The organism is Acidimicrobiales bacterium, assembly GCA_041394245.1.
Classification (GTDB): Bacteria; Actinomycetota; Acidimicrobiia; order Acidimicrobiales; family Aldehydirespiratoraceae; genus JAJRXC01.
On record JAWKIR010000002.1, the window covers coordinates 2,850,248 to 2,874,424 of the forward strand.

Below are 24,177 nucleotides of genomic sequence, written 5' to 3' on the forward strand. Positions count from 1 at the left end.
CTCAGCGCAGGCCGGAGAGCCAGTCGACGACGGCGTCCGCCAGCGGCGCGCCGATGTCGTCCTGGATGAAGTGGCTCGCCGCATCGAACGCCTGGTGGGGTTGACCCGCCGTGCCCGGGATGAGCTCGAGCAGGTCGTCGCGGAGGGGGCCGAGCACGAAGTCGCTCATGCCCCACAACGACAGCACCGGCGAGTCCCACGCCGCCAGCACCTCTCGGGCTGCCGTGTTCTCGGCGACGCCCCCGTGCTCGGGGGTGATGGCCACGAGGCAGGGGAACTCACGAGCGCCGGCCATGTACGACTCGTCGGGGAATGGCGCCCGGTAGGCGTCCTTCTCTGCATCGGTGAGGTCTCGGGTGGCGATCGCCTGGTCGACGAGGGCGCCGGCGTCGAACGGGTCGACGGTCTGGGAGAGTTCCAGCCAGAAGTCGAAACCCGGCCCGAGGTTCTCGCCGTGCGGGAGCGCGGTGTTGGCCACGACGAGATGGCTGAACCGAGAGGGCCGTTCGGCTGCCACCCGAAGGCCGATCAGGCCGCCCCAGTCCTGGAGGAAGGCCGCGAACGAACCGATCCCCTCCGTGTCGATGATCTGGTCGAGAAACGCGTGCATCCAGCCGACATGACCGTTGTAGGAGTACGCCGCGCGATCGGTCGGCTTGTCGCTGCGCCCGAACCCGATGAGGTCGGGGGCGATGATCCGGTGGCCGGCGTCGACCAATGTCGGGATCATCCGTCGGTAGAGGTAGCTCCATGTCGGCTCGCCGTGGAGCAGGAGGATCGTCTCGCGGTCGCCAGCGGTGGGGCCCTCGTCGAGGTATGCCATGCGAAGGCCGTCGACGGTGACGTACTTCGGTTCCCACGGGAAATCGGGCAGGTCGACGAAGCGCTCGTCGGGAGTGCGGAGGAACTCGATGCCGGTTTCGGTCGTGTGGGTCGTCATCGGATCGACGCTATGGCCACGCGGTACGGTCACGCCATGCCCGAATCCGAACTGAGCCAGCAGGGCCGATCGGTCGACGATGTCATCGCCGACCTCGAGGCGAAGCGCACCCACGACGTCAAGTGGGCCGACGGCCGCGCCTTCGGCATGGTCTACGACGGCGGCCCATCGGTCCACGAGGTGGCCGAGCGGGCCGCCATGATCTACCTCCACGAGAACGCGCTCAACACGAAGGCGTTCCCGTCACTCGGTGAGATCCAGTCCGAGGTCGTCTCCTGGACGGCCGGACTGCTCCACGGCGACGGCGCCGCAGGCTTCCTCACCAGCGGCGGCACCGAGTCGATCCTGTGCGCGGTCAAGGCCGCGCGGGAGCGGGCGAAGGCCGAACGCGGCATCGTTGCTCCCGAGATGATCGTCGCAGAGAGCGCCCACGCCGCGTTCCACAAGGGCGCCCACCTGTTCGGGTTGACGCTCCACAAGACACCGGTGCTCGACGACTGGACCGCCGACGTCGACGCGATGGCCGCCATGGTGAACGACAACACCGTCCTCATCGTCGGATCCGCTCCCCAGTATCCGCAGGGCGTGATCGACCCGATTCCGGAGATCGCCGCCCTGGCCGCGTCGGCCGGTGCCAACTGCCACGTCGACGCGTGCATGGGCGGGTTCGTGCTCCCGTTCGTCGAGCGTCTCGGGCGCGAAGTCGGCCCGTGGGATTTCAGGGTCGAGGGTGTCACCTCGATCTCGGCCGACATCCACAAGCTCGGCTACGCGCCCAAGGGCGTGTCGGTGATCCTGCATCGCAACAAGGAGCTGCGCCGCTACCAGACCTTCGTGTTCGACGACTGGCTCGGCGGGTTCTACGCGTCGCCCAATCTGCAGGGCACCCGCAGCGGTCTGCCCATGGCGGCCGCCTGGGCGGTGATGCAGCACCTCGGGATCGACGGCTATGTCGAGCTGACCCGCCAGACGCTCGAGAACGCCGACGAGATGCGGGCGGGGGTGGCCGCGATCGACGGCATCAGAGTGCTCGGCGACGGGCAGTTCCATCTCGTGGCGATCGCGTCCGACCCCGAGGCCGATGATCCCGTCGACGTGTTCGCGCTGGGCGACGCGCTCGAGCGCCGCGGCTGGTTCCACGACCGGCAGGGTCCGCCCGACTCCCTGCACTCGACCGTGTCGAACTCGAACACCGGGGTCATCGGCGACTATCTCGAGGCGCTTCGGGCCGGTGTCGACGAGGTGCGGGGCACCACCACCGACGACCGCTCGACCAACTACGCGACCCTGGAGTAGGCGCTCACTGCGCTGCCATCTGCTCCATTGCCGCGGTCATCTCGTCGTCGGAGACGTCGCGGACGTGGGTGTGAAACGACCAGAGGTGCCCGAACGGGTCGGCCACGAGGGCTGCTCGATCGCCGTAGAACTGGTCCGCCGGTTGTCTGAGAATGGTGCCGCCCGCCTCTGCGGCTCGCGCGACGACGGCGTCGACATCGCTCACGTACTGGTGCAGGAGGACACAGGTGCCGCCGAGCTTCGCCGGGTTGGCTGCCTCGTGCTCCATGTCGTCGGGAGCATCGCTGAGGTAGACGGTCGCCCCGTGGACCACGATCGCCGCGTGGCCGATGCTGCCGTCGGGCATCTCGAGGCGGCCCTCCTCCGTGGCCCCGTAGGCGCGCACGTAGAAGTCGATCGCGTCGGCGGCGCCGTCGATCATCAGATACGGGACGATGCGGTCGCTGAGACCCTCGGGTACGGCGTGGACCATGGTGTGCTCCTGTCTCGGTGAACCACCATGCCAGCACCGTCACGGACACACCGCAACCGGTGTTCAGACCGACCAGCCGCCGTCGAACTGGATGGTCTGACCGGTGGCGAACCCCATCCGGCCGTCGAGGAAGACCTTGCAGAACTCGGCGAACTCGTCCATCTCGCCCATACGCCCCATCGGGACTTGCGCCTCGAGCTTGGCCCGCTTCTCGGGCGTCTCGCCGCCGAGTGCGGCCCAGTAGCCGGGGAAGTTCATGTAGTTGGTGCCGACGGCATTGACCTGCACGCCGTGGGGCGCGGCCTCGGCGGCGACGTTGCGGACCAGATGGTCGGCGCCGGCCCGCAGGGCCGAATAGAGCGGGGCCCGCGGCGTCGTGCGAGCCGACGTGGCGCTCGTGATCACGAGCACCTGACCGCCGCCCTGCTCGACCATGACGGGCACGACGGCATGGAGGAACTCGAACGGCGCGTTGATGACGCCCTTGGTCAGCCGGTCGAGATCCTCGGTCGACGCCGACTTCAGGAACCAGCCGCCGATGATCGCGCCGCTGAAGAGCGTGGCGGCGTCGATGCGGCCGAACTCGCCGAGCGCCCGTTCGACGAGCGTGGCCGCGAACCGGGGGTCGTGCTCGGGGCCGAGCTCCTCGGCGGTGCACACGGCAACCCGGGCGCCGGCGGCCTCGCAGCGTTCGACGAGACCGTCGGCGGGTGCGCCGAGAACGAGATCGTGGCCGTCGCTCGCAAGACGGACGGCCAGCTCCGGGCCGACGTAGTAGCCGGCAGCGGCGATGAGTGCGACGCGACGACCGGTCATGGGGCGATCCGGACGACGTGGCCGATCGTCGGGTCGACCCGGCCGGGCACCATCTCCGCCCAGAGTGCGGCCAGCGCGTCGGTGCCCTCGTGGCGAACGACCGTCATCCAGTCGTCGGACCACGCCGAGTAGCGCGTCCAGGCCTCGCGCACCCGGCGGTTCATCTCCTCACGGCCCCACTCGGCGTTGCGCTTCTCGATCTGGGAAGGGGCGAAGAACAGCTCCGGCTTCGGACCGGGCAGGTCTCCTCGGCCGTCCATGTGCTCCCAGTCGGTTGCCCCGACCGAGCTGCTGGCCTTCAGCTCGCCGGCGAAATGGCGGTGCACGGCGTGCCGGAGATCGCCGGCGGCCGACATGTCGACATAGACGGCGGGCCTCCGTTCGAGGGTCGAGACCCGGTCGTAGGTGACGACCTGGTCGTAGCAGCCGAGCGATTCGGTGAAGGCCACGTTGCCCGGCGAGGTCAGACCGACCACATGGACGCCTTCGCGTCGGGACATGAGGTGGGCGACGCCGATCGCCGTCTTGCTCGATGCACTCGAGAGGACGACCGTGTCGGCTCCGAACAGATCGTGGTCGCCGCACCAGTCGTCGATCACGAACGACGTCATGAAGAGGGGATGGAGCAGCATCCGCTGTTCTTCGCGATCAGCGTCGTGCAACGGATCGGTCGCCGTGATCTCGTAGCGGTTGTAGACCTTCGACATCGGCTGTCGATGTGGGGCCATGTCGCTGAAGGAGAACGGGCTGAGACGACCGGGTTCGAACACGACGTGGGACGCCATCGGGAGGTAGCCGTAGACCCGGGTGCCGGGCTCGACGCCGTCGCAGCGGCTCTCGACGATCTCGGCGTAGCCGAACGCAGGGACCCGCCCCCAGCCCTCGTCGGCCGGTGGGAAGAAGTCCCAGTAGCCCATCATGTGCCCGATCACGGAGTAGGTGATGTTGTTCGACGTCAGGGCGAAGTGGTCGATGCGGGCCAGCACCTGCCCCTCGCGGATCTCGACCGATTCTTCGACCGCCCGAGTCTCGGCGCGGTCCCCGCGGTTCACCTCGAAGGTCGTGATCATCAGGCGACGCTAACCCGAGAAAGTACGGGTGTCTGACCCCAGAAAGTATGGGGGTCAGACACCTGTACTTTCTCCGAGGAGGTTGTCGAGGCGGCGGGTCTGTTCGGCGAGGGCGGTTTCGAGGGCGGCGACGCGTTGTTCGAGATCCGGCGCTGCTGGCGCCGGGGAGGCCGGGGGCTCGCCGTCGTGCGTGGCGGCCCAGCACTGGTCGATCCTCGGTTCGCGCTCGCCGGCCTGGCGGTCCAGCCGGACCACCAGCGGCTCGGGCCGGGCCGCGAGCCGGTCGATCGCCGCGTCGACGGCCTCCTTGTCGCCCTGTGGCCCGTCGGTGTAGCGCTCGGTGCGGGTGGCGATCTCGTTGCGCGTCTGTGGTCCCCGCAGCAGGAGTGCGGCGAGCACCGCCAGCTCGTGACCGTCGATGCCGAGGGTCTCGTCGATGATGTGCTTGTGCTTCCCGACGCGGTGGCCGCTGCCGCTGACCGTGCGGGCGAGCTTCATCTCCCGCAGCTCGAGCATGAGTGCGTCGACCTCGCGTTCGGTGTAGTCGACGACCGGGTTGCGGTTGGTGCTCTGGTTGCACGCGTTGGTCAACGCGTTGCTGCTCAGCGGGTAACTGTCGGGCGTGGTCTGTGCCTTCTCGACGAGGCAGCCGATGACGCGAGCCTGGGCAGCGGTGAGATCCATGGGCGACACCGTACGGGCGAGTGGCCCTCAGCGCAGCTCGGCGAAGAAGTGCTCGATGAGGCCGTTGACGATGTCGGCCCGCTCCCACTGGAGGAAGTGGCCCGCCCCCGGGATCGCGACCGGGCCGACCCGGTTACGAAAGGCCACCTCGCAGCAATGGATGAAGTCGGGGCCGACCACCTGGTCGTCGGGGCCGTAGAGCACAAGGGTCGCCACATCGACGAAGTCCGACATCAGCGGTGGCTCACTCTGGGGCCGGCCGTAGCGCGCTTCATAGGGGGCCCAGGCCGACCGGAGCCGGTCGCGCTCGCGGAACGGTTCGGTCATGAAGGCCAGATCGTCGTCGGTGAACGAGCCCGGTGAGGCCAGCAGACGGTGGGTGTAGAACCCGCGGACCCAACGTTCGCGCTTGTCGGGTGTGTCGAGCTCGGCGATCAACGCGTCGGGTCGCTCTCCCTGATCGACCTGGTAGTCGGTGGTGGGGCCGTCGCCCATGGACCTGATCGTGGTGAGGTCGATGCCGGCCTCGACGAAGTCGTCGAGCAGGATCGGGGGCACGGTGTTGAAGTAGACCAGCTTGTCGACCGTGTTCGGGAAGCGGTGGAGGAGGTCGACGGCGACCGCGCCGCCCACGTCGCCGGCCACCACGCCGAAACGCTGGTGGCCGAGACCGCTCATCAGCGCGTGACAGTCGCGGCTGTAGCGGGCGAGGTCGTAGGTGTCGTCGCTGGACAGGTCGGAGTCGCCGTAGCCGCGGAGGTCGGGGACGATCACCTCGTAGCCCGCGGCGGCGAGCGGTTCGATGTTGCGCCACCACACCCGCTTCGTCTCGGGATAGCCGTGGATCAGCAGCAGCGGGTAGCCGCCGACGCCTTCCCGGACGAAGGCCAGCCGAAGGTCGCCGTCGACCGGCGCGCGATGGATCGTGAACGCGTCGGCCGATGGAGTGGAGGGCTGGGCCGGTCGGAGCCGGTGGTCGTAGAGCGCGGACATGGCCAGCATTGTGGTCGCCGGTCGACCTCAGCGCGAAACCTCGGCGAGGCGATGCTCGAGGAATCGGCGGTCGGCTTGGTTCCCGGTGAGGGCGAGCGCCGTTCGATACGCCGCTGCGGACTCGGTGGTGCGGTCGAGTCGGCGCAGGAAATCGGCGACGGCGGCGTGGTAGTGGGGATAGTTCGCGAGCGGGTCGCCGATCGCCTCATCGCGCAGAAGCGCGAGCCCGGCAGCGGGTCCCTCCGCCTCGCCGACGGCCACCGCGAGGTTGAGGGCGACCACGGGTGTCGGTCGCCAGTCGGCGAGCCGACGGTAGAGCGCGGCGATCTGGGCCCAGTCGGTTGCCGCCGCGCTCGGCGCCTCGTTGTGGAGCGCCTGGACCGCGGCCTCGATCTGATAGGGCCCCGGTCGCTCGAGTCGCAGCGCCCGGTCGAGCTGGTGCTGCCCCTGCTCGATCAGGGTGGTGGACCACCGGCTGCGATCCTGCTGCGGCAGAAGAACCGATTCGCCGTCGGCGCCGCCGATGCGGGCTGCTCGACGGGCGTGGATCATGAGGAACAGGCTGTGCAGCCCGAGGGTCTCGGCATCGTCGACCATGAGCTCGGCGAGCAGGCCGGCGAGTCGGATCGCCTCTTCGGCGAGGTCGACCCGCGTGGGCAGTGAACCGGTGCTGGGGTACGCGCCCTCGTTGAACACGAGGTAGAGGACCTGGTGGACGACATCGATCCGGCTGAGCATCTCGCTGTCGTCGGGAACCCGGAACGGGATGGCGGCGGACGCGATCTTTCGCTTCGCTCGGACGAGTCGCTGGGCCATCGTGGCCTCGGGAACGAGGAAGCCGCGGGCGATCTCGGCAGTCGTGAGTCCACCGAGGCTGCGCAGTGTGAGTGCCGCCTGGGCGTCACGACCGAGGGCGGGATGGCAGCAGCCGAAGAAGAGCCCGAGCTGATCATCGGGCATCGGCGCTGCGTCGGCCAACGGCTCTTCGAGTCGCCCCAGCAGCTCGACCTTGTCGCGGCCGGTGCGCTCGCGCCGGATCCGGTCGACTGCCTTGCGTCGCGCGACCGTCGTGATCCAGGCACCGGGCTTGTCGGGGATGCCGTCGTCGAGCCATCGGGTGAGCGCGAGGGTCGCCGCCTCCTGCGCGGCGTCCTCGGCGGCGCCCAGGTCGCCGAGGTCGCGGTAGAGGATGGCCATCAGGCGCGGCCATTCCTGCTTCACGACTTCGGCGACTCGGGCGCCGACGGGATCCGGGGTGATGTCCAGGGGTGATGTCCGGAGTCAGCCGAAGTCGAGAACGGGGCGGATCTCGATGGTCCCGGTTGCCGCGTGGGGGATCTTCGCCGCCCACGCCATGGCCTCGTCGAGCGTGTCGCACTCGAGGATGTAGAAGCCTCCGAGGTGTTCCTTGGTCTCGGCGAAGGGGCCGTCGGTCGTCGTGACCTCACCGTCGCGAACGCGCAGCGAGGTGGCGGTGGCGGTGTCGTCCAACGCCTCGCCGCCGAGGATCACCCCGGCGGCACCGGCTTCGGCACCGAAGGCGGCGTAGCCGGCGATGATCGGGCCGTAGGCCTCGCTGGTCCGCTCGGGGTTGACGGTCTTGTCGTGTTCGTCGGAGTAGATCAGGCATGCGTATTTCATCGGGGTGCTCCAAGTGGTCGTCCGGGGTGATCCGGTTGGTTGTTCGTGACGACGACGAACGAGATCGTGGGTTCTCGACAGCTTCGCGAAGATTTCTCCGCCGGATCCCGCCGTCTCAGTCCCACAACGCGGCGAGCAGCGTGTCGACCTCGTCGGCAACACCGACGGTCGAGAGCTCCATGTCGCTGCGCAGGTCGACCTCGGGCGCGGCCGACTCCTCGTCGAACAGTTCGCGCACCGGGTCGATGAAGCGGCTGAGCTGGGCGTAGACGTGGCGATCGTCGGTCGCGTGGCGGTTGACGTGGAACCGCAGCGGGAAGTTGACGGTGAGCTCGTCCTTCGCCCGGGTGAGGGCGACGTACATGAGCCGGAGCTCCTCGGCGAGTCCGTGTTGGTCGCCGAGTGCCATCTCGGAGGGGATGTTGCCGTCGGCCGCGTGGAGCAGATGGACACTTCGCCACTCGAGTCCCTTGGCCGAATGGATGGTCGACAGTGTGAGCCAGTCGTCGTCGAGGTGCGGAGGGCCGGCCTGGTCGCTGGTCTTGCTCGGAGGGTCGAGGGTCAGCTCGGTCAGGAAGCGGCTGCGGGTGGTGTAGGCCGACGCCGTGGCGGCGAGCTGGTCGATGTCGGCGACCCGGGCCGCAGCGTCGTCGTAGCGGTTGGGGAACACGAGGGCGCAGAAGGCCTTCAGCCGGTCGACCTGTTCGGCCGGCGCGATGTCGGACAGGCACGCGGTGAACGCGGCACGGAGCGCGATGGCCTGCTCGTCGGCGGCCGCCGGCACGCGCCCCGCACCGTCGAGGAAACGGGCGAGGGCGTCGTCGTGGTCGCGGTCGACGCCGATCTCGTCGCACAGACGACGGATCGTGGCGGGGCCGACACCCTCCAGGGATGCGAGGACGCGATGCCAGGCCAGCTGGTCGGCCGGATTGTCGAGGATGCGCAGGAGCGCCAGCAGATCTTTGACGTGGGCCGACTCGAGGTACTTCAGTCCGCCGTATTTCACATAGGGGATGTCGCGTCGGGTGAGTTCGAGTTCGAGGCCGTCGGCGTGGTGGCCGGCCCGGAAGAGCACGGCCTGTTGGCGGAGATCGATCCCCCGCTCGCGGGCGTCGAGCACGGCGGTCGCGACGGCGGCGCTCTGGGCACCCTCGTCGTGATGGGTCTTCAGCTTGGGGGTGAGGCCGTGCGGACGGGACGACCAGAGCTGCTTCGCGTAGTGCTCGTCGCTCTGGGACAGCACGGCGTTGGCGACGGCCAGGATCGGCATGGTCGATCGATAGTTCTGTTCGAGGGTCACCCGCGTGGCGCCGGGAAACTGCTCGGCGAAGTTCCACATGTTGGCCACGGTCGCCGCCCGGAACCCGTAGATGGCCTGGGCATCGTCGCCGACGGCGCACAGGTCGGTGTCGGGGCGGCACATCCCCCGGACGATGTCGGCCTGGATCGGGTTGGTGTCCTGGTACTCGTCGATGAGGACGTGGTCGAAGAGATCCCGCATCGCGTCGCCGACTCCGCTGACCGTGAGCCCACGCCAGAAGAGCAGCAGGTCGTCGTAGTCGAGCACCTGATGGCTGCGCTTGCGAGCGGTGTAGGCGGTGAAGATCGTCCGCAGGTCGTCGGCGTGATCGGCGCACCAGGGGTAGTCGCGCTCGAGCACCTCGCCGAGCTTCGCCTGGCTGCTGACCATGCGCGAGTAGACGCCGGCGATGGTCTCCTTGCGGGGGAACCGCTTGCCCCGCTCCCCGAATCCCTCGTCGGTACGCACGATGCCCATCAGCTCGGTGGCGTCGGACTGGTCGAGCACGGTGAATCCGGGTGACAGCCCGGCGCTCTGTCCGAAGTTGCGCAGGAGTCGGTTGGCCGTGGAGTGGAAGGTGCCACCCCAGACCCGGGAGGCGGCCCGGTCGGTCGACACCGCCGCCACCCGGGCAAGCATCTCGCTCGCGGCACGTCGGGTGAACGTGAGCAGGAGGATCCGGCTCGGGTCGGCGCCGTCGTCGATGATCCGACAGACCCGGGCTGCGAGGGTCTTGGTCTTGCCGGTACCCGCGCCGGCGACGATGAGCAAGGGGGAGCCGGTGTGGTCGACGGCGGCCTGCTGCTGTGGGTTCAGCGAATCGAACATGCGTTCGATCGTAGTCGAGACCTCAGCGGATCGAGGGAAGGGAGACGAACGGGGGCTCGGGTTTCGAGAGCGCGTATCCCTGGAAGAGCTCACAGCCGAGGTTCACGAGATGGTCGATCTCCCGGTGCGACTCGACACCTTCCGCCAACGTGATCGAGCCGAGGTCGCGACACACGACGATCATCGACTGGACCAGCGTGCTCTGGGTCGATCGCACATGGATGTCGCGCACGAGTTCCATGTCGAACTTCACGATGTCCGGTTGCATGGTCGCGAGGCTGGTGAGTCCGGCGTAGCCGGCGCCGAGGTCGTCCAGCGCCAGCCGGTAGCCGAGGCGGCGAAGTGCGTCGAGCCGCGTCTCGACGTCGGAGATCATCGAGAGGGGTGCCCGTTCGGTGATCTCGAGCACGATGCGGTCGCGGTGAGGCGCCAGTTCGTCGCGGCCCTCGATGAGCATCGGGTCCTCGAGCGACTCGGGCAGCAGGTTCACGAAGACGGCGACGTCGTCGGGTGCCGACGGCATGTCGGTGGCGACCATGTGGCGGACCAGCCGGTCGAGATCGAATCGGCGATCCAGCTGCGTGGCGGCATGGATCAGGTCGGGGGGTGACGCGATCACCGGATGATCCACGCGGATGAGCGCCTCGTAGGCGAAGACGCGACCCGCGGGAAGCGCAACGATCGGCTGGTACACCATGCGACAAAAGCCGAGTGCTTCCTCGAACGCCTCCTCCAGGCCGGGATCGACGTCGACCGAGCGAGAGGCGCGCCCTGCGGCCAGGGCGTCGTTGATGGCTTCGACGAGCACGTCGGACGGGCACGGCTTGACGAGGAACCGGTGGATCGCCGCGTCGTTGATCGCCGAGATCGTGGCTTCGAGCGATGCCTCACCGGTCAGAATGATCCGCTGAACGTCGGGATGTTCCTCGCGGACGCGGGCCAGGAACTCCGTGCCCGTCATCTGCGGCATGCGCTCATCCGACACCACGACGTCCACGTCGCCCGCAGCGAGTGCGGCGAGTCCGTCTCGTCCGGAGTTGGCCGTGCGGACTTCGAACGGCATCTTGCGGAGTGCGACCCGCACGGCGTCGGTGACACCGACCTCGTCGTCGACGAAGAGGACGACCGGGCTCACCGGGCCAGCTCCCGTGCCATCGACAGGGGTGCGAGCACCCGGATCGGTTCGACGATGCCCGGACCGGCCCCGAAGGTGCGGATGCGGCCGACGAGCACGGTGGTCAAGGTGACGCCTTCTGCCGCCAGTTTCGATCCGGTCGTGGTCATCACGTCCTCCGTGAGCTTCATTCCCGCCGCGAGCTGGTCGGCGGTCGTGTCGATCTCGACCATCGCGTTCGACGACGGCTTCACCTTGCCGAGGGCGGTGAGCAGGAACTCGGGTGGTGGATGGCTCTCGGCGGCCAGGAGCGCCAGCGCGGCGACGCGGCTCTCGCCGGAGCTCACCAGGTCGTCGAAGCGGTACGCGAGTCGGAGCAGTTCGGTCTTCAACGCCGTGTCACCGCACTCGGCGAGCGTCTCGGCGGTCATCGCCGGCCGGGTGTCCTGCTGATGCGAGACGATCTCGGCGACGGTCTCGAGGCGTGGGATCCGTGTGAGCAAGTCGCCGGCCACCGTCGAGTGCAGGGCCACCGACCCGGGCAGCAGATCACCGTGGTCGTCGCCGACCACGACACAGCCGATCTGGGAGAGGCGCGCGGCGAGGAGGAGGTCCCAGTCCACGTCGCGCTCGAGCTGACGGCACAGACCGGTCACGATGTCGACGATGCGCATCGTCTTGCTGTAGGCGCCGACGCTGACCAAGCCGAGCACGTCGGTGAGCATGCCGACGGCGCCACTGAGCGTCTGGTCGAGCAGGTCACGTTCGACGGTGCGAAGTCGCGACTGTTCGATCGCCTCGTCGATGGTCTCCGTGAGGAGTTCCGGAGGGCACGGCTTGGTCAGGAAACGGAAGACCCTCGCGTCGTTGACCGCAGCGATCGCCGCGTCGAGATCGGCTTGTCCGGTGAGGAGGATCCGGGGCAGCTCCGGGTGGCGTTCGCGCACCGCGGTCAGGAACTGCGCGCCGGACATCTGCGGCATGCGCATGTCCGAGACGACGGCGTCGACCCCGGCCTCGCGCGTCTCGGCGAGATACGAGAGCCCCTCGGCACCGCTCGACGCAACCGCGACGTTGTAGCGCTTGCGCAGGCCGAGACGCATGCCTTCGAGGAGCTCTGATTCGTCGTCGACGAAGAGAACGGTGGGCTTGTCGGTCACGGTCTTGCCTCGACGAGCCCCGCCTCCCAGCGGTCGAGGGCGGCGGTCATGGTGTCGTCGAGTCGGGTGACGAGCGGCCGACCGAGTGAGTCCCCCAGACGTCGCTGCACGATCAGGGCGGCGGCTTGTACCGCGGTGGTGCAGGTGAACGGCGTGTCGATGTCGGGGTCGGGAAGGTCGCTGGATGCGGCCACCGCGAGCACGAGTTCCGACGGAAGGCCCCAGATGGACAGCAGGTGTCCGGCCAGGTCGGTGTGGCGAACCCCGAACAGCATCCGCTCGGCGGTCGGCAGGTCGATGTCCTCGGCTTCGGCATGGTCGTAGGCCGCACGGAGGCGACCGGGCGTGGTCGAGGCTTCGAGCAGGATGCCGACGTGCGCGAGCAGACCGCCGACGGCGGCGATCGTGGCGTGCTCGGGACGGGCCAACGCCGAGGCGACGTGTCCGACCGAGGAGCCGTAGGTCGCGAGGGCATCGGGCGGGAATCCCCGGATGTCGGTGTCGGTGTCGAGGGCGCGCATCACCTCGACGGTCAGGGCGAGCTGGGCGACGGCGACGATGCCGATCCGGCCGACGGCATCGCGCACGGTCGTCGACGGCGTCGCGCCGGCGAACGCCGAGTTCGCGAGCTGGAGCAGCTTCGCGGTGATCGCCGGATCGGTTTCGGCAGCGGCCGCCACCGCGTCGAACGACACGTTGGGGTCGGCCAGAAGGGTCTGGATCCGCAGGTAGTGCTCGGGCAGGCTGGGCACGTTGTCGGCTCCGGCGATGACGCCGGCGACCTGATCGTCGAGGTGGAGCGAGCGATACCGGACCGCGTCGGCCAGGGCGGCGAGCAACTGCTCCCGCGGGCATGGCTTCGTCAACCAGCGGTGGGCCTCGAGCATCGACCTCATGACGAGTTGGGGCTCGGCCTCGCCGGAGAGGACGAAGCGCACGACATGGGGGTGTTCGCGTCGAATCGTGACCAGCAGGTCGGCGCCGTTGGCTCCGGGCATACGCATGTCCGTCACGACCACGTCGACGTGGTGTGCGTCGAGGATCTCGAGGGCCTCCTCGACACTCCCCGCCCAGAGGAAGTGATAGCTCTTGCGGGCCTGGCGCAGGGCGAGGCGAATGCCGTCGAGCACCCCGGGTTCGTCGTCGACGAACAGCACGGTCGGGCGAGGCTCGGCGCCGCCGGCCGGGGCACCGGTCGTGTCGTGGGTCGCGATCGTGGTCATGTCGGCGGCTCCGACGGCAACCAGATGCGGAAGGTGGTGCCGACCCCTTCCTCGACATCCACACCGATCTTGCCGTTGTGGCCGTCCACGACGACAGAGCGCGAGATCGCCAGTCCCTGGCCGGTCCCCCTGCCGGGTTCCTTGGTCGTGAAGAAGGGATCGAAGATCCGGTCGCGGATGGCTGCGGGGATCCCGCCACCAGTGTCGGCGATCGTCAGACAGACACCGCCGCCCTCCTCGACACACCGGATCGTGATGGTTCCCCGGTCCGGGGTCCCCTCGACCCGATCGGCGATGGCATGTGCGGCGTTCACCACGATGTTCAGCAGCACCTGCGACAGGTCACCCCGCTTGCACACGACCTGCGGGATCTCCGCCGGTACGAAGTCGACGTCGGCGATGTACTTGTACTCGTTGCGGGCGACGATGAGCGTCGTGTCGATCATCTCGTTGAGATCCTCGGGAGCGTGCTGCTCACTGCCGGGATGGGAGAACTGCTTCATCGCCTTGACGATGGTCGACACCCGTTCGACGCCCTCGAGGGTGCGGCGTACGGCTGCGGGCCCCTCGACGGCGATGAACTCCAGGTCGGCCTCCTCTTCGGCCTCGTCGACAGCTGCGATCGCACTGTTGATCGCACTGTTGGTCGCGGCGTCGGCGCTGATCATCGTGCGGAGCGCACCGTGGGCCTCGGCGACTCGCAGGAGGTCGTCGATGACATCGCCCAGGAAGTGGACACTGTCACCGATGTACTGGATCGGCGTGTTGATCTCGTGGGCGACGCCGGCGGCGAGCTGACCGACCGACTCGAGCTTCTGGGAATGGCGGAGTTCGAGTTCGAGCTGTCGCCGCTCGCTGATGTCGGTCGCGACGCAGACGGCGCCGGTGGTCTGCCCTTCGTCGTCGACGAGGGCCGACGTCGCGACGAGGACCGGAAGGCTGCCGTCGGCCGTCGCCAGGGATGCCTCGCCGGACCAGACGAGGTCGTCATCGGAGACCACCTCGCCCGTCCGGCTGATGAGGGTCCAGAGCGACTCGCCGAGCAGTTCCGAGACGTCGGTGCCCGTGAGCCCGGCCGTCGTGCCCTGGGCCGACACGATCCGCGCGTCGGCATCGGTCACGATGACCGCCGAGTCCATACTCCGCAGGATGCTCTCGAGGAAGCGGCTCTTCGCGCTGATCTCCTCCTTCGCGAGATACAGCGACCGGGTGTTGTCCTCGATCATCCGCTCGAGGATCGAGATCTTCTCGCGGGCTCGCTCGAGTCGTCCCTCCAGCCGTTCGTGGGTGTCAGGCATCGACGGGAATGCCATCCGCCGGAGTCTGCGTCGTCCGTCCGTCGGCCAGGACGATCCGGAAGGTCGCGTTGGTTCCCTCCGAGCTCACCATCTCGTGGGTGAACTCGGTCTCGAACCAGTCGCCGGCGCCGTCCAGCAGACCGTGGACCAACCCGAACAGCCCGAACGGCGACGCGTAGTGCATGAGGAGCTCACCGTCGCCGATCCGCTCGACGGCGAATCGGGCCGGGGACGCGTCCTGATCAAGCTTGCGGACCTCGGTGTGGACCACCGATTCCAGACCCAGCAGGAACGCCTCCAGGTCGTCGAAGTGCGCCATGAGGGAGGGAACGGCGCCCGCCAGGGTCGGGAAGGCGTGGCGGCCGCAGGCCTGGAGGGCCTCGTCGACGGTCACTCCGAGCTTGGCCGCCGCGGTGACGACGAGCGCCACCAGGTCGCCGGCCGGATAGGTCCCCGGTCCGACGAAGGGCTCGGTGGTCTCGATCGTCGTGTCGGCCACGATGTCCTCGAGCACGTCCTCGCCGAAGGTCTCCACGACGAAGTTCTCGAACACGTTGAAAATGACGCCCTTCACGGAGGACTCCTCTGCCGATCGATGTCGGCCGCAGCGTCGGTTGCCCCCTGCGCCACATGAGAGACTGGGTCGATGCTGTCGATCGCTGCGCTCCGATCCGCCCCGTCGTCGGGCGAGGGGTAGGTCGCTCGTGCCCGAGATTCCGGCGGGGATCGTGACGTTCCTGTTCACCGATGTCGAGGGGTCGACGCGGCTGTGGGCGGCCGACGCCGAGGCCACCGCGCGGAGCTTCGAACGCCACGACGAGATCATCCGCGACGCGATCGAGCGCTGCGGCGGCTACGTCTTCGGTTGGGCCGGTGACCACTTCCGCGGCGCTTTCGGTGATCCCGAGGCGGCGGTCGCCGCAGCGGTGGCTGCGCAGGCGGCGCTGGCGTCGTGTGACTGGCACGGCGACCCGGCACTGCGGGTGCGGATGGGTCTGCATCGCGGCCGCTCGACCCAGCGGGCCGGCGACTACTTCGGGCCGGTGCCCAACACGGCGGCGCGGTTGGAGGCACTCGCCGCCGGCGGGCAGATCCTGCTGTCGGCCGCCGTCGCCGACCTGGTCGACGTCGAGATGCTGGCGCTCGGCCAGCACCGTTTGCGTGACGTCCCCGAGCCCGTCGACATCTTCCAAGTCGGCGTCGAGTCGTTCCGGCCGCTCCAGGTCATCGACCCGTCGCTGTCGACCCTCCCGCTCCCCGGGTCACCGCTGATCGGACGACAACGCGAAGTCGGGCGGATCCGCCAGCTGCTCGAGACCTCGGCGATGGTGACGCTCACCGGATCCGGTGGCTGTGGGAAGACCCGGCTGGCCGTGGAGGTCGCCTACCAGGAACTGCCGAGCCGATCCGACGGCTGCTACTTCGTCGACCTGTCGAGCGTGTCGGACGGGTCCGAGCTGCCGGCCGCCCTCGCGATCGCGGTGCGCCTCGAGTTCGGCGGCTCGGACGAAGGAGCGCTCGATCAGGTGATCGCGCACCTGGAGCGACGCGATGCCCTCCTCGTTCTCGACAATTGCGAGCACATCGTCGACGACTGCGCAGTGTTCGCCGAGCGCCTCCTGGCCCGCAACAGCGCGACCGCGGTGCTCGCGACCACCCGGGAGCGTCTCGACGTGGCGGGAGAGGATGTGGTCGCCGTCGGTTCGCTGAGCATCGAGGGCGACGCTCCGGCCGTGCAACTCTTCGTCGAGCGGGCAAGGGCGGCGAGCCCGACCTTCACCTGCGGTGATGAGCCCGACGATCCTGTGCGGGCGACCGTGGGCGAGATCTGTCGACAGCTCGACGGCATGCCACTCGCCATCGAACTCGCCGCCGCCCGAGTGTCGGTGCTGACGCCCGCCCAGCTGCTCGATCGTATGTCCGACCGATTCCGTCTCCTGTCCGGCGGGCGCGGTCGGCACAAGCGGCGGACACTCCAGGCGACGCTCGACTGGTCCTACGACCTGCTCGACGAGGACGAGCAGCAGTTCTTCCGGCGTTGCGGGGTCTTCGTCGGGTCCTTCGACCTTCCCGCCGCGGTCGCCGTTTCGGGCTTCGACGACTATGACGCCATCGACTTGCTCGGCTCTCTCGTCGCCAAGTCGCTCCTGGCGATCGACGACTCGCCCGGCAATCCGACCACGCGGTACCGGATGCTCGAGACCATCCGCATCTATGCCGGTGACCTGCTCGCACGGTCCGACGATGTGCTCGCGGCCCGCGAAGCCCACCTGCGCTGGTTCCGTTCCCGAGCGGTCACGCAGGATTTCGTCGAGGCGGCCGACCTGAACCGGGCGCGCGGGCTCAGGGCCGACTGGCCCAATCTCGCGAGTGCCCTCGAGTGGGCGCTGGTGCGTGGCACCGATCCGGAGACGGGCGCCACCGGGAGCGAGGTCGCCGCCCACCTCGCGTTCGGTTGTCAGGGCCTCTGGGAGGCGCAGGTGCCGGCGATCGAGGGACGTCGCTGGGTCGAGCAGATCGCCGAGGACCTCGAGGCCGGGGAGTGCCGTGACTGGATGCGATACATCAGCGTCGTGCTCTCCATGCAGCTCGACGACTTCGCCGTGGTCCACCGGCAACTCGAGGAACTGATCGCGGCCGAGGGCACGGTGCCCGAGGTGTTGGCACAGGCGGCGGGGCTGATAGCGTTCCTGTGCGGTCGTCAGGACCGGGATCGGGCCCGAGCGCTCGCCGAGCGAGCCGAGCAGGTGGTGACCGAGCACCGTTTGGCCGGGGAGCATCTCACGCCCGGTATATGGGCCAGCGGGTGCCTGGCGCTCTACGAGAACCGCGCCGACGTGTCGTTGCCCGAGTTCGCCAGGGCTTCTGCACTGTTGGAGGCCACGGGGCGTCACACCAACCATCGGGTGATGGCCGGGCTCGCGCTGGCATCGGCCCACATCCTCATCGGCGATCCGGCCCGGGCGCTCGACATCGTCGAGTCGGGAGAATGGGCGTCGTCGGTGTGGGATTCGTCGCCGACCGTGCGGGCGCTTGCGCTCGTCGACCTCGGACGGACCCCCGAGGCCGCCGAGCTGGTGATCGACTTCGGCTACGCGGCGCTACGAGGTCGGCTCAGCCGCATGGCCAACGACGCGCTGGTCGGGTTGGCCGCACTGGCGATCAAGCGCGGCGAGGAGGCACATGCCTGGGTCCTGCTCCAACAGGCCGCGTCGCCGAAGACCCCCTTCACCATCGCGCTGGCGGAGGGACTGGCCGATCGGCTCGGCCACGGCGAGGACCTGCGAGCCATCCATCGCGACCGTCGGCGGCCGCTGACGGAGCTCGACGCGTCCGAGCATCTCCGGGCCGAGCTCGACCGGATTCGGCTCGTTCGCTGAGCGCGCCGGAAGGGGGACGCGAGAGGACCCTTGACAGAGAACATCGAAAACGCATGAAATGCATTCAATGTCTCCACAACTCACGCCGCGACCCGCTGATCTCTCGACGACCGGATCGTCCGACACGCTCGTTCTCGACGTGCCGGCCGCCCGCGAACTGGTCGGGGCGCTGACGAACGCCGCCGAGGCGCTGGCCGTCGATCACCTTGCGCTGCGGTCGATGCTCGACGAAGCCACCGCCATCCTCCGAGCCGACCACACGGGCGCACTGGTGCCGCTCACGGCCGCGCGTCAGGCATGCGCCGGACTCGCTGCGGATCTGAGGTTCCGTGTCGATCTGGTCGAGCGGACCACACACTCGCTCGACCGGATCGACGAATTGTCGCGGGGCGACTCGGCCTGGGGAACCCGCGAGCGCCGACGCCTGCTGCTCGGTCTGGTCGGCGGCGATGTCGACCACGCCCGGCGGGTCGAACGGGCGATGGCGGCAGGGCACGATGCCGCCGCGGCATTCCGGATCGTCGATGCCGAGCTGCGCCTCGAGTATCGGGTCGGTGCGCTCATGGAGGCGTTTTCGATCGACGAGGCCGCCGCCCTCGCCATGGTCGAACGGGTCGACGCGGCACTGATCGATCTCCTCGACCGGGGCTACGCCACCGACGACGCAGTGGCCGCGCTCGCGATCGTCGAGAACTTCGGGCTCGACCTCGCCACCGCACTCGACCATGCCGCTGCCGTCGGGATCGACCTGCACGCCGCACTCGGACAGATGCTCACGGCCCGCGCGCTCGGGGTGACCCTGGCCGAGTATGTCGCGCTCACCGGTCTGGAGGAGCACTTCGCGGTGTTCGACAACGCCACCGGAGGCTCCCGCGACCAGCGGGTGTCGGCCAAGGACCTCGAGTTCGTCGTCGCCCATCCGTGGCGGTTCACTCCGAGCCAGGTACTCGCCGCCCAGGCGCTGCTCGACCAGCCGCTCCTGCGCAATCGGCTCGACACCGCCAACCACAACGCCGACCTCTTCTCCGGCACCGCCTTCGGGTCGATGGAGCCCGGCGACGGCCTGATCGCCGACGTCGACCTGCACGCCTTCCTGCTGAAGGCCCAGCTCCACACGATCCTCGGCGACTACGCCGACCGGATCGACGTCGCGAACGATCCGTCGGGCATCGTCGACGGGTTCCGTTCCGAGAACGACTTCCGCGCGTTCATCGCCGACAACCCCGACCTCCCCGAGTCGGTCCTGGCCGCGGCGACGGTGGCACTCGAGTCCGGATGGTTCGACCAGACCTGGTGGGACGAGCACAAGGACGAGCTGGCGATGGGGGCGGCGCTGCTCGCCGCAGGGCTGGTCGTCGTCGCGACCGGTGGTGCCGCCTCGATGATCCTCGTGGTCGGCGCCGGCGCGCTCGCCGGTGGAGCGACGACGGTCGCCATCAACCTCGCCACCGGCGCACCGATACTCGACGACGCCCTCATGAACTCGGTCAGGGGTGGCTTCATCGGCGCCGGCGTGCATGGTGTCGTCACGGGCGCAGCGGCCTACGGGACGGCGTCGACGGGGGTCGCTCGGGTCGCCGCCGTCGCCGGCGCGACATCGGGTGCCGCCGACGTCGTGGCCGCCGGAGGCGTCGACCTGCTCATCGACGAGCAGTATGAGGCGGCCGTCCACGGCATGGCCAACGACGTCGGCAATGTCGCCGGGGCGATCGACCTCGGCCTCAGTGCCGGCGAGTGGGCGAGCCGTACGCCGGTCACCTTCGATTCGGTCGAGGAGCAACTCGCCGCGCTGTCCGACCGGATCAGCCGACAGCGCCAGCTCCGCCACATCAAGGATTCACCGCTGCACCGGTCGGGGGGCTACTTCGTCGATCCGGCCGATGCCCAGCGGGTGCTCGACGCCGTCCACGATGGGTCGGCGGAGGTCTTCGGGATCACTCGCGGTCAGGATCTCCTGGTGCGCTACGACGAGGTCATCGGGATCCATGTCAACCGCAACGGCGGAGTCGTGCCGGGCATCGAGACCACGACGTTCACCGTCAAGGGAAGCGCGAAGCCGAGTGTGGTGCCGGTGCGTCCGGGGAGGACGGAGTGATGGACGACCATCTGGGGGAGGACCGTCGGTCGGAGGCGCACCAGTTCACGACGCGCATGTTCCTGGCGGTGTGCGAGGCGGCCTTGGGCGCGTTCGACGACAACCTCTGGGGTATCGCCTTCACGACGGAGTTCGAGACCGAGACCGTCGATCTCCATCTGTTCTTCGAGGTGGAGCCGACCGATCTCGACCGCTACGAGATCTCCGAGTTCGCATTCGCCTTCGATGCCATCGGCGAGGTCGGACTGCGCATCCATCGAACCGTCATGGCTGCCGAGAGGTTCGTCCCCGACCACGGCCCGTTGATCTGGTGTTTCCGCCGTCGCCATCCCGCGGCAGAGCTGCCCGACGACGTCGGCTTCGAGGAGCTCGACTACTAGCTCGACCAGGCAACAGCGGGATCGTCGACCTCTCGCACGTCGGCGTCGTCGGTGAAGGCGACGAAACGATCGAACGAACGCAGGAACCAACGGTCGTGGGTGACGCACACCACCGTCCCCTCGAACACTGCGAGTCCGGCCTCGAGGGCCTCGGCCGACGCGACGTCGAGATTGTCGGTCGGTTCGTCGAGCAGGAGCAGGTTGGCGCCGTCGATCTCGAGCAGCAGGATCTGGAAACGCGCCTGTTGACCTCCCGAGAGGGTCTCCCATGCCTGATCGGCGGCCAGGTTCAGCTCGTAGCGCCGGAGCCGCGCCATGGCCGGCCCCCGATTGAGGTCGCGGGCCGCGAGGATGTCGATCAGGGGGCGTCCGCGGAGTTCGGGATGATCGTGGGTCTGGTTGAACAGGCCCGCCACGACTCGGGCGCCCAGTTTCCACTCGCCCTCGTGGTCGACGTCGCCGCCTGCGAGGAGGCGCAGGAAATGCGACTTGCCGGTGCCGTTGCGGCCGACCACGGCGACCCGTTCACCGAACCAGATCTCCAGATCGAACGGATACGTGAGGTCGCTGAGTTCGAGCTGTTCGCACATCACGACGCGCTTGCCGGTGCGGCCCCCCTCGAGTCGCATGTCGATCTTCTGCTCGCGGGCGAGCTCGCGGGGTGCACCCTGCTCGTCGAAGTGACGAAGCCTGGTCTCGGCGGCGCGGGCCCGACTCGCGTTGGCGTCGCTCATCGCGGCGCGGCGCTTCTGCTCCTTCATGTGGTTCACGAGACGCTTGCGCTCCTCGGCCCACCGGCGCTGCTCGTCGCTGATGAGCGACAGGCGATGCTCGCGCGCCTCGCTCCAGGTCGAGAACGATTCACCGTGGGTCCACGCGCCGTTCGCCTCGATCGTCACGACCTTCTGCGACGCCTCGGCGAGCAGCTCGCGGTCGTGGCTGACGAAGAGCACCGCCTTCGGGGTCGCTCGGATCCGTTCGGCCAACCACTCCTTGCCCGGCACGTCGAGGAAGTTGTCGGGCTCGTCGAGCAGGAGGACGTCGTGTTCGGAGCGCAGCAACAGTTCCAACGCCATGCGCTTCTGCTCACCTCCGGAGAAGGTCGCCATCGACCGATCGGCGATGTCGGACCACGGGAGGTCGGTGACGCGATGGGCACACTCCTCCCAGAGGACCTCGGCGTCGTAGCCGCCGATGCCGCCCCAGAGATCGAGCGCCTTCGCGTACTTCATGCCGTCGTCGGTGCCATCCATCATCTGGCCGTGGGCCCGATCGAGGCGAGCGCCGACCTCCCGGAGCTCGGGGGAGGACAGCGACAGATAGAGATCGCGCACGGTCGTCGAGCTGTCGAGGGCACCGACCAGCTGGGTCATCACGCCGAGCGAACCCTGGACGGAGATGGTGCCGTCGGTCGGCGTTTCCGTCCCGGCGACGAGTCGCATCACCGTGGTCTTGCCGGCGCCATTGGCGCCGACCAAGGCGACGTGCTCGCCCTCGCCCACGCGAAACGACACGTCGTCGAGCAGCATCTGCCCGTCGGGAAGCGACCATCCGAGATGGCTGACCTGGATGGAACCCACGGCCGTCGACGCTAGCGGGCACCGCGCCGACCCCAGGCCGGTTTCCGCGGACCCGTCGACATCGGTAAGTTCGCCGGATGCCCGACATCGCGAACGACCGCCGTCTCGACCCCCGGATCAAGGCGATGCTGGCGGCCATGCCGGAAGCGGAACCCCGCGATGTGTCGAGCTGGGAGGAACTCGTCGAGGAGGCTGCGGCCAACGACATGGCGCAGACGGTCACCGCCTTCATGGAGATCCACGACACCGAGGAGGTCGCCCCGTCGGCCGGGCTCCGGATGTCGGAGTACTCCTTCACGTCGTCGCCCGACGGCAACACGGTCAAGATCAACCTGATCCGGCCCGACAACGACGAGACCGTGCCGTGCGTCTACTACATCCATGGCGGGGCGATGGCCACGTTGTCCGCCTTCGACGGGAACTATCGGGCGTGGGGAAAGATCATCGCCGCCAACGGTGTGGCGGTGGCGATGGTGGACTTCCGCAACTCGGTCGTGCCGTCATCGGCGCCCGAGGTCGCGAAGTATCCGGCCGGTCTGAACGACTGCGTGGCCGGCCTGCACTGGGTCATCGACAATGCCGAACTCCTCTCCATCGATGCCGGCCGGGTCACCCTCGCCGGCGAGAGCGGCGGTGGGAACCTCGCGATCGCGACCACGATGCGGCTCAAGGCGAGCGGTGAACTCGGCCTGATCCGGGGGCTCTACGCCCTGTGTCCCTACATCGCCGGGGAGTGGCCGCTCCCGCAGTATCCGTCGTCGACCGAGAACCACGGGATCTTGTTGAGCCTGCACGACAACCGGCCGCGGATGGGCTACGGCATCGAGGCCTTCGAGGCGAAGGACCCGATGGCGTGGCCGGCGTTCGCCACCGTCGACGATGTCGCCGGGTTTCCGAAGACGATGATCAGCGTGAACGAATGTGATCCCTTGCGCGACGAGGGGATCGAGTTCTATCGACTCCTCCTCGAGGCCGGCGTGGACGCCCGATGCCGCCAGGTGATGGGCACGATGCACGGCATCGAGATCTTCCCCCTGATCTGCACGGAGATCTCGCGCGACACCGCCCGCGATCTCGCCGCCTTCGCCACGGACTGACCGGGTACGACGACCGACCGCGGCGAGTCAGGTGCCGCGGGCGTCGGGCAGCGCGTCGAGCGCGATCACCGGCACGTGGATCCAGCCCTCGACCCGGGCGACGTCGCGATGTTCCGGCGGCGCCGACGTCGTCAGTCCCATGTGGGCGAGACCGGCGACGACGGCGGTGATCACCGCGTCGAGGTCGTCGTCGTTGTCCACGAGTCGGCCGGCCGTTCCGGCGAGATCGATGTGGTCCGCCAGCGCGTCGACGATCGCGCGGCGGGCGTCGGTCCCCGCCTCGTCCTTGTAGCCGGTGGAACGCAGCCCCCACTTCGCGAGCGACCCGCCGGGATACGTCTCGTAGACCCCCGCCGCGCCGCTGCGGTCGGCTCCGGCTCCGGCGATCCGTTCGAGGATCCGGATCCCCCGCAGCGCGACGATGCCGAGCCGGTCGGTCGACACGCTCAACGGATCACGCGGCACATGGTTGGTGCGGATCCACTGATCGGTGGTGCGCAGTCGGAGTGCTCGCGGTGTCGTGTCGACATCGGCGACCGAACGGCCCTCGTGGTGTCGGCGCACCGTCTCGACGAAATCGGATGGCCAACCGAACGGGCAGTCCAGGCCTGTCGCGTCGGCCGCATCGGCGTGGGCGACGATGAGATCGTCGTCGGCGGGGCGGGCCAGCTCGACGACCCGTGGGTGCTCCTCCCACTCGATCACACAGAGGCTGGACTTCTTCGGCTGCGACGCGAGGTCGACGCCCACGACGCGGAGTGGGCGGTCGGATGGATCGGGCCGCGTGGACATCCGAGCCACGGTAGGTTC

21 protein-coding genes are annotated in these 24,177 nt (G+C 68.7%); 5 read left to right on the forward strand and 16 right to left on the reverse strand.

The window, feature by feature from the left end:
* Position 1: 1 nt before the first annotated feature.
* Positions 2–940, reverse strand: coding sequence for a haloalkane dehalogenase (locus R2707_14150; protein ID MEZ5246239.1), 939 nt, complete (start codon positions 938–940; stop codon positions 2–4).
* Positions 941–976: 36 nt separating this feature from the next.
* Between R2707_14150 and R2707_14155 the strand changes: the two genes are divergently transcribed.
* On the forward strand, positions 977–2,236 hold the full coding sequence (locus R2707_14155) for an aspartate aminotransferase family protein (GenBank protein ID MEZ5246240.1): 1,260 nt from the start codon (positions 977–979) through the stop codon (positions 2,234–2,236).
* Positions 2,237–2,240: 4 nt separating this feature from the next.
* Here the strand turns inward: R2707_14155 and R2707_14160 are convergent, their stop codons facing one another.
* The 13 genes from R2707_14160 to R2707_14220 all read right to left on the reverse strand — a co-directional run bounded on the left by R2707_14160 (position 2,241) and on the right by R2707_14220 (position 15,409).
* Entirely contained in the window at positions 2,241–2,708 is a 468-nt protein-coding gene (locus R2707_14160; GenBank protein ID MEZ5246241.1) for a VOC family protein, read from the reverse strand.
* Positions 2,709–2,771: 63 nt separating this feature from the next.
* Positions 2,772–3,524, reverse strand: a complete 753-nt coding sequence (locus tag R2707_14165; GenBank protein MEZ5246242.1) for an SDR family oxidoreductase — start codon at positions 3,522–3,524, stop codon at positions 2,772–2,774.
* Positions 3,521–4,594: a DUF2855 family protein gene (locus R2707_14170; GenBank protein MEZ5246243.1), complete on the reverse strand. Its 1,074-nt coding sequence runs from the start codon at positions 4,592–4,594 to the stop codon at positions 3,521–3,523. Before R2707_14170 ends, R2707_14165 begins: the two co-directional genes overlap by 4 nt.
* Before the next feature lie 54 nt (positions 4,595–4,648).
* Positions 4,649–5,278 carry a DUF480 domain-containing protein gene (locus R2707_14175; GenBank protein MEZ5246244.1) on the reverse strand — a complete coding sequence of 210 codons (630 nt, stop codon included), beginning with the start codon at positions 5,276–5,278 and terminating at the stop codon, positions 4,649–4,651.
* A 27-nt stretch (positions 5,279–5,305) separates the two neighbouring features.
* Entirely contained in the window at positions 5,306–6,271 is a 966-nt protein-coding gene (locus tag R2707_14180; protein ID MEZ5246245.1) for an alpha/beta hydrolase, read from the reverse strand.
* A 27-nt stretch (positions 6,272–6,298) separates the two neighbouring features.
* Positions 6,299–7,492, reverse strand: a complete 1,194-nt coding sequence (locus tag R2707_14185; protein ID MEZ5246246.1) for a DUF6596 domain-containing protein — start codon at positions 7,490–7,492, stop codon at positions 6,299–6,301.
* Between the two features lie 60 nt (positions 7,493–7,552).
* Positions 7,553–7,912, reverse strand: coding sequence for a YciI family protein (locus R2707_14190; protein ID MEZ5246247.1), 360 nt, complete (start codon positions 7,910–7,912; stop codon positions 7,553–7,555).
* Between the two features lie 115 nt (positions 7,913–8,027).
* Entirely contained in the window at positions 8,028–10,040 is a 2,013-nt protein-coding gene (locus tag R2707_14195; protein MEZ5246248.1) for an ATP-dependent helicase, read from the reverse strand.
* 22 nt (positions 10,041–10,062) lie between these two features.
* Positions 10,063–11,175 (reverse strand): EAL domain-containing protein, encoded by a 1,113-nt coding sequence (locus R2707_14200; GenBank protein MEZ5246249.1) that lies wholly within the window; start codon positions 11,173–11,175, stop codon positions 10,063–10,065.
* A complete protein-coding gene (locus R2707_14205) occupies positions 11,172–12,314 on the reverse strand; it encodes a response regulator (GenBank protein MEZ5246250.1) in 1,143 nt (380 codons plus the stop codon). The genes R2707_14200 and R2707_14205 overlap by 4 nt, the downstream gene beginning before the upstream one ends.
* Positions 12,311–13,537 (reverse strand): HDOD domain-containing protein, encoded by a 1,227-nt coding sequence (locus tag R2707_14210; protein ID MEZ5246251.1) that lies wholly within the window; start codon positions 13,535–13,537, stop codon positions 12,311–12,313. Before R2707_14210 ends, R2707_14205 begins: the two co-directional genes overlap by 4 nt.
* The gene (locus R2707_14215) at positions 13,534–14,835 is read right to left on the reverse strand and encodes an ATP-binding protein (protein MEZ5246252.1); all 1,302 of its coding nucleotides are present in this window, start codon (positions 14,833–14,835) and stop codon (positions 13,534–13,536) included. The genes R2707_14210 and R2707_14215 overlap by 4 nt, the downstream gene beginning before the upstream one ends.
* Positions 14,828–15,409: a heme NO-binding domain-containing protein gene (locus R2707_14220; protein MEZ5246253.1), complete on the reverse strand. Its 582-nt coding sequence runs from the start codon at positions 15,407–15,409 to the stop codon at positions 14,828–14,830. Before R2707_14220 ends, R2707_14215 begins: the two co-directional genes overlap by 8 nt.
* Positions 15,410–15,539: 130 nt before the next feature.
* Between R2707_14220 and R2707_14225 the strand changes: the two genes are divergently transcribed.
* The 3 genes from R2707_14225 to R2707_14235 all read left to right on the forward strand — a co-directional run bounded on the left by R2707_14225 (position 15,540) and on the right by R2707_14235 (position 20,690).
* Positions 15,540–18,215 (forward strand): adenylate/guanylate cyclase domain-containing protein, encoded by a 2,676-nt coding sequence (locus R2707_14225; GenBank protein ID MEZ5246254.1) that lies wholly within the window; start codon positions 15,540–15,542, stop codon positions 18,213–18,215.
* Positions 18,216–18,282: 67 nt separating this feature from the next.
* Positions 18,283–20,310, forward strand: coding sequence for a hypothetical protein (locus R2707_14230; GenBank protein MEZ5246255.1), 2,028 nt, complete (start codon positions 18,283–18,285; stop codon positions 20,308–20,310).
* Positions 20,310–20,690, forward strand: a complete 381-nt coding sequence (locus R2707_14235; GenBank protein ID MEZ5246256.1) for a hypothetical protein — start codon at positions 20,310–20,312, stop codon at positions 20,688–20,690. The genes R2707_14230 and R2707_14235 overlap by 1 nt, the downstream gene beginning before the upstream one ends.
* Here R2707_14235 and R2707_14240 read toward each other — a convergent pair.
* Entirely contained in the window at positions 20,687–22,270 is a 1,584-nt protein-coding gene (locus R2707_14240) for an ABC-F family ATP-binding cassette domain-containing protein (protein ID MEZ5246257.1), read from the reverse strand. The two genes, R2707_14235 and R2707_14240, sit on opposite strands and share 4 nt — an antisense overlap.
* A 77-nt stretch (positions 22,271–22,347) precedes the next feature.
* Here R2707_14240 and R2707_14245 point away from each other — a divergent pair, with 77 nt between their 5' ends.
* The gene (locus R2707_14245; protein ID MEZ5246258.1) at positions 22,348–23,367 is read left to right on the forward strand and encodes an alpha/beta hydrolase fold domain-containing protein; all 1,020 of its coding nucleotides are present in this window, start codon (positions 22,348–22,350) and stop codon (positions 23,365–23,367) included.
* Between the two features lie 27 nt (positions 23,368–23,394).
* On the opposite strand, the gene R2707_14250 is transcribed toward R2707_14245, so the two are convergent.
* Positions 23,395–24,159 carry a DUF429 domain-containing protein gene (locus R2707_14250; protein ID MEZ5246259.1) on the reverse strand — a complete coding sequence of 255 codons (765 nt, stop codon included), beginning with the start codon at positions 24,157–24,159 and terminating at the stop codon, positions 23,395–23,397.
* Between the last annotated feature and the right edge of the window lie 18 nt (positions 24,160–24,177).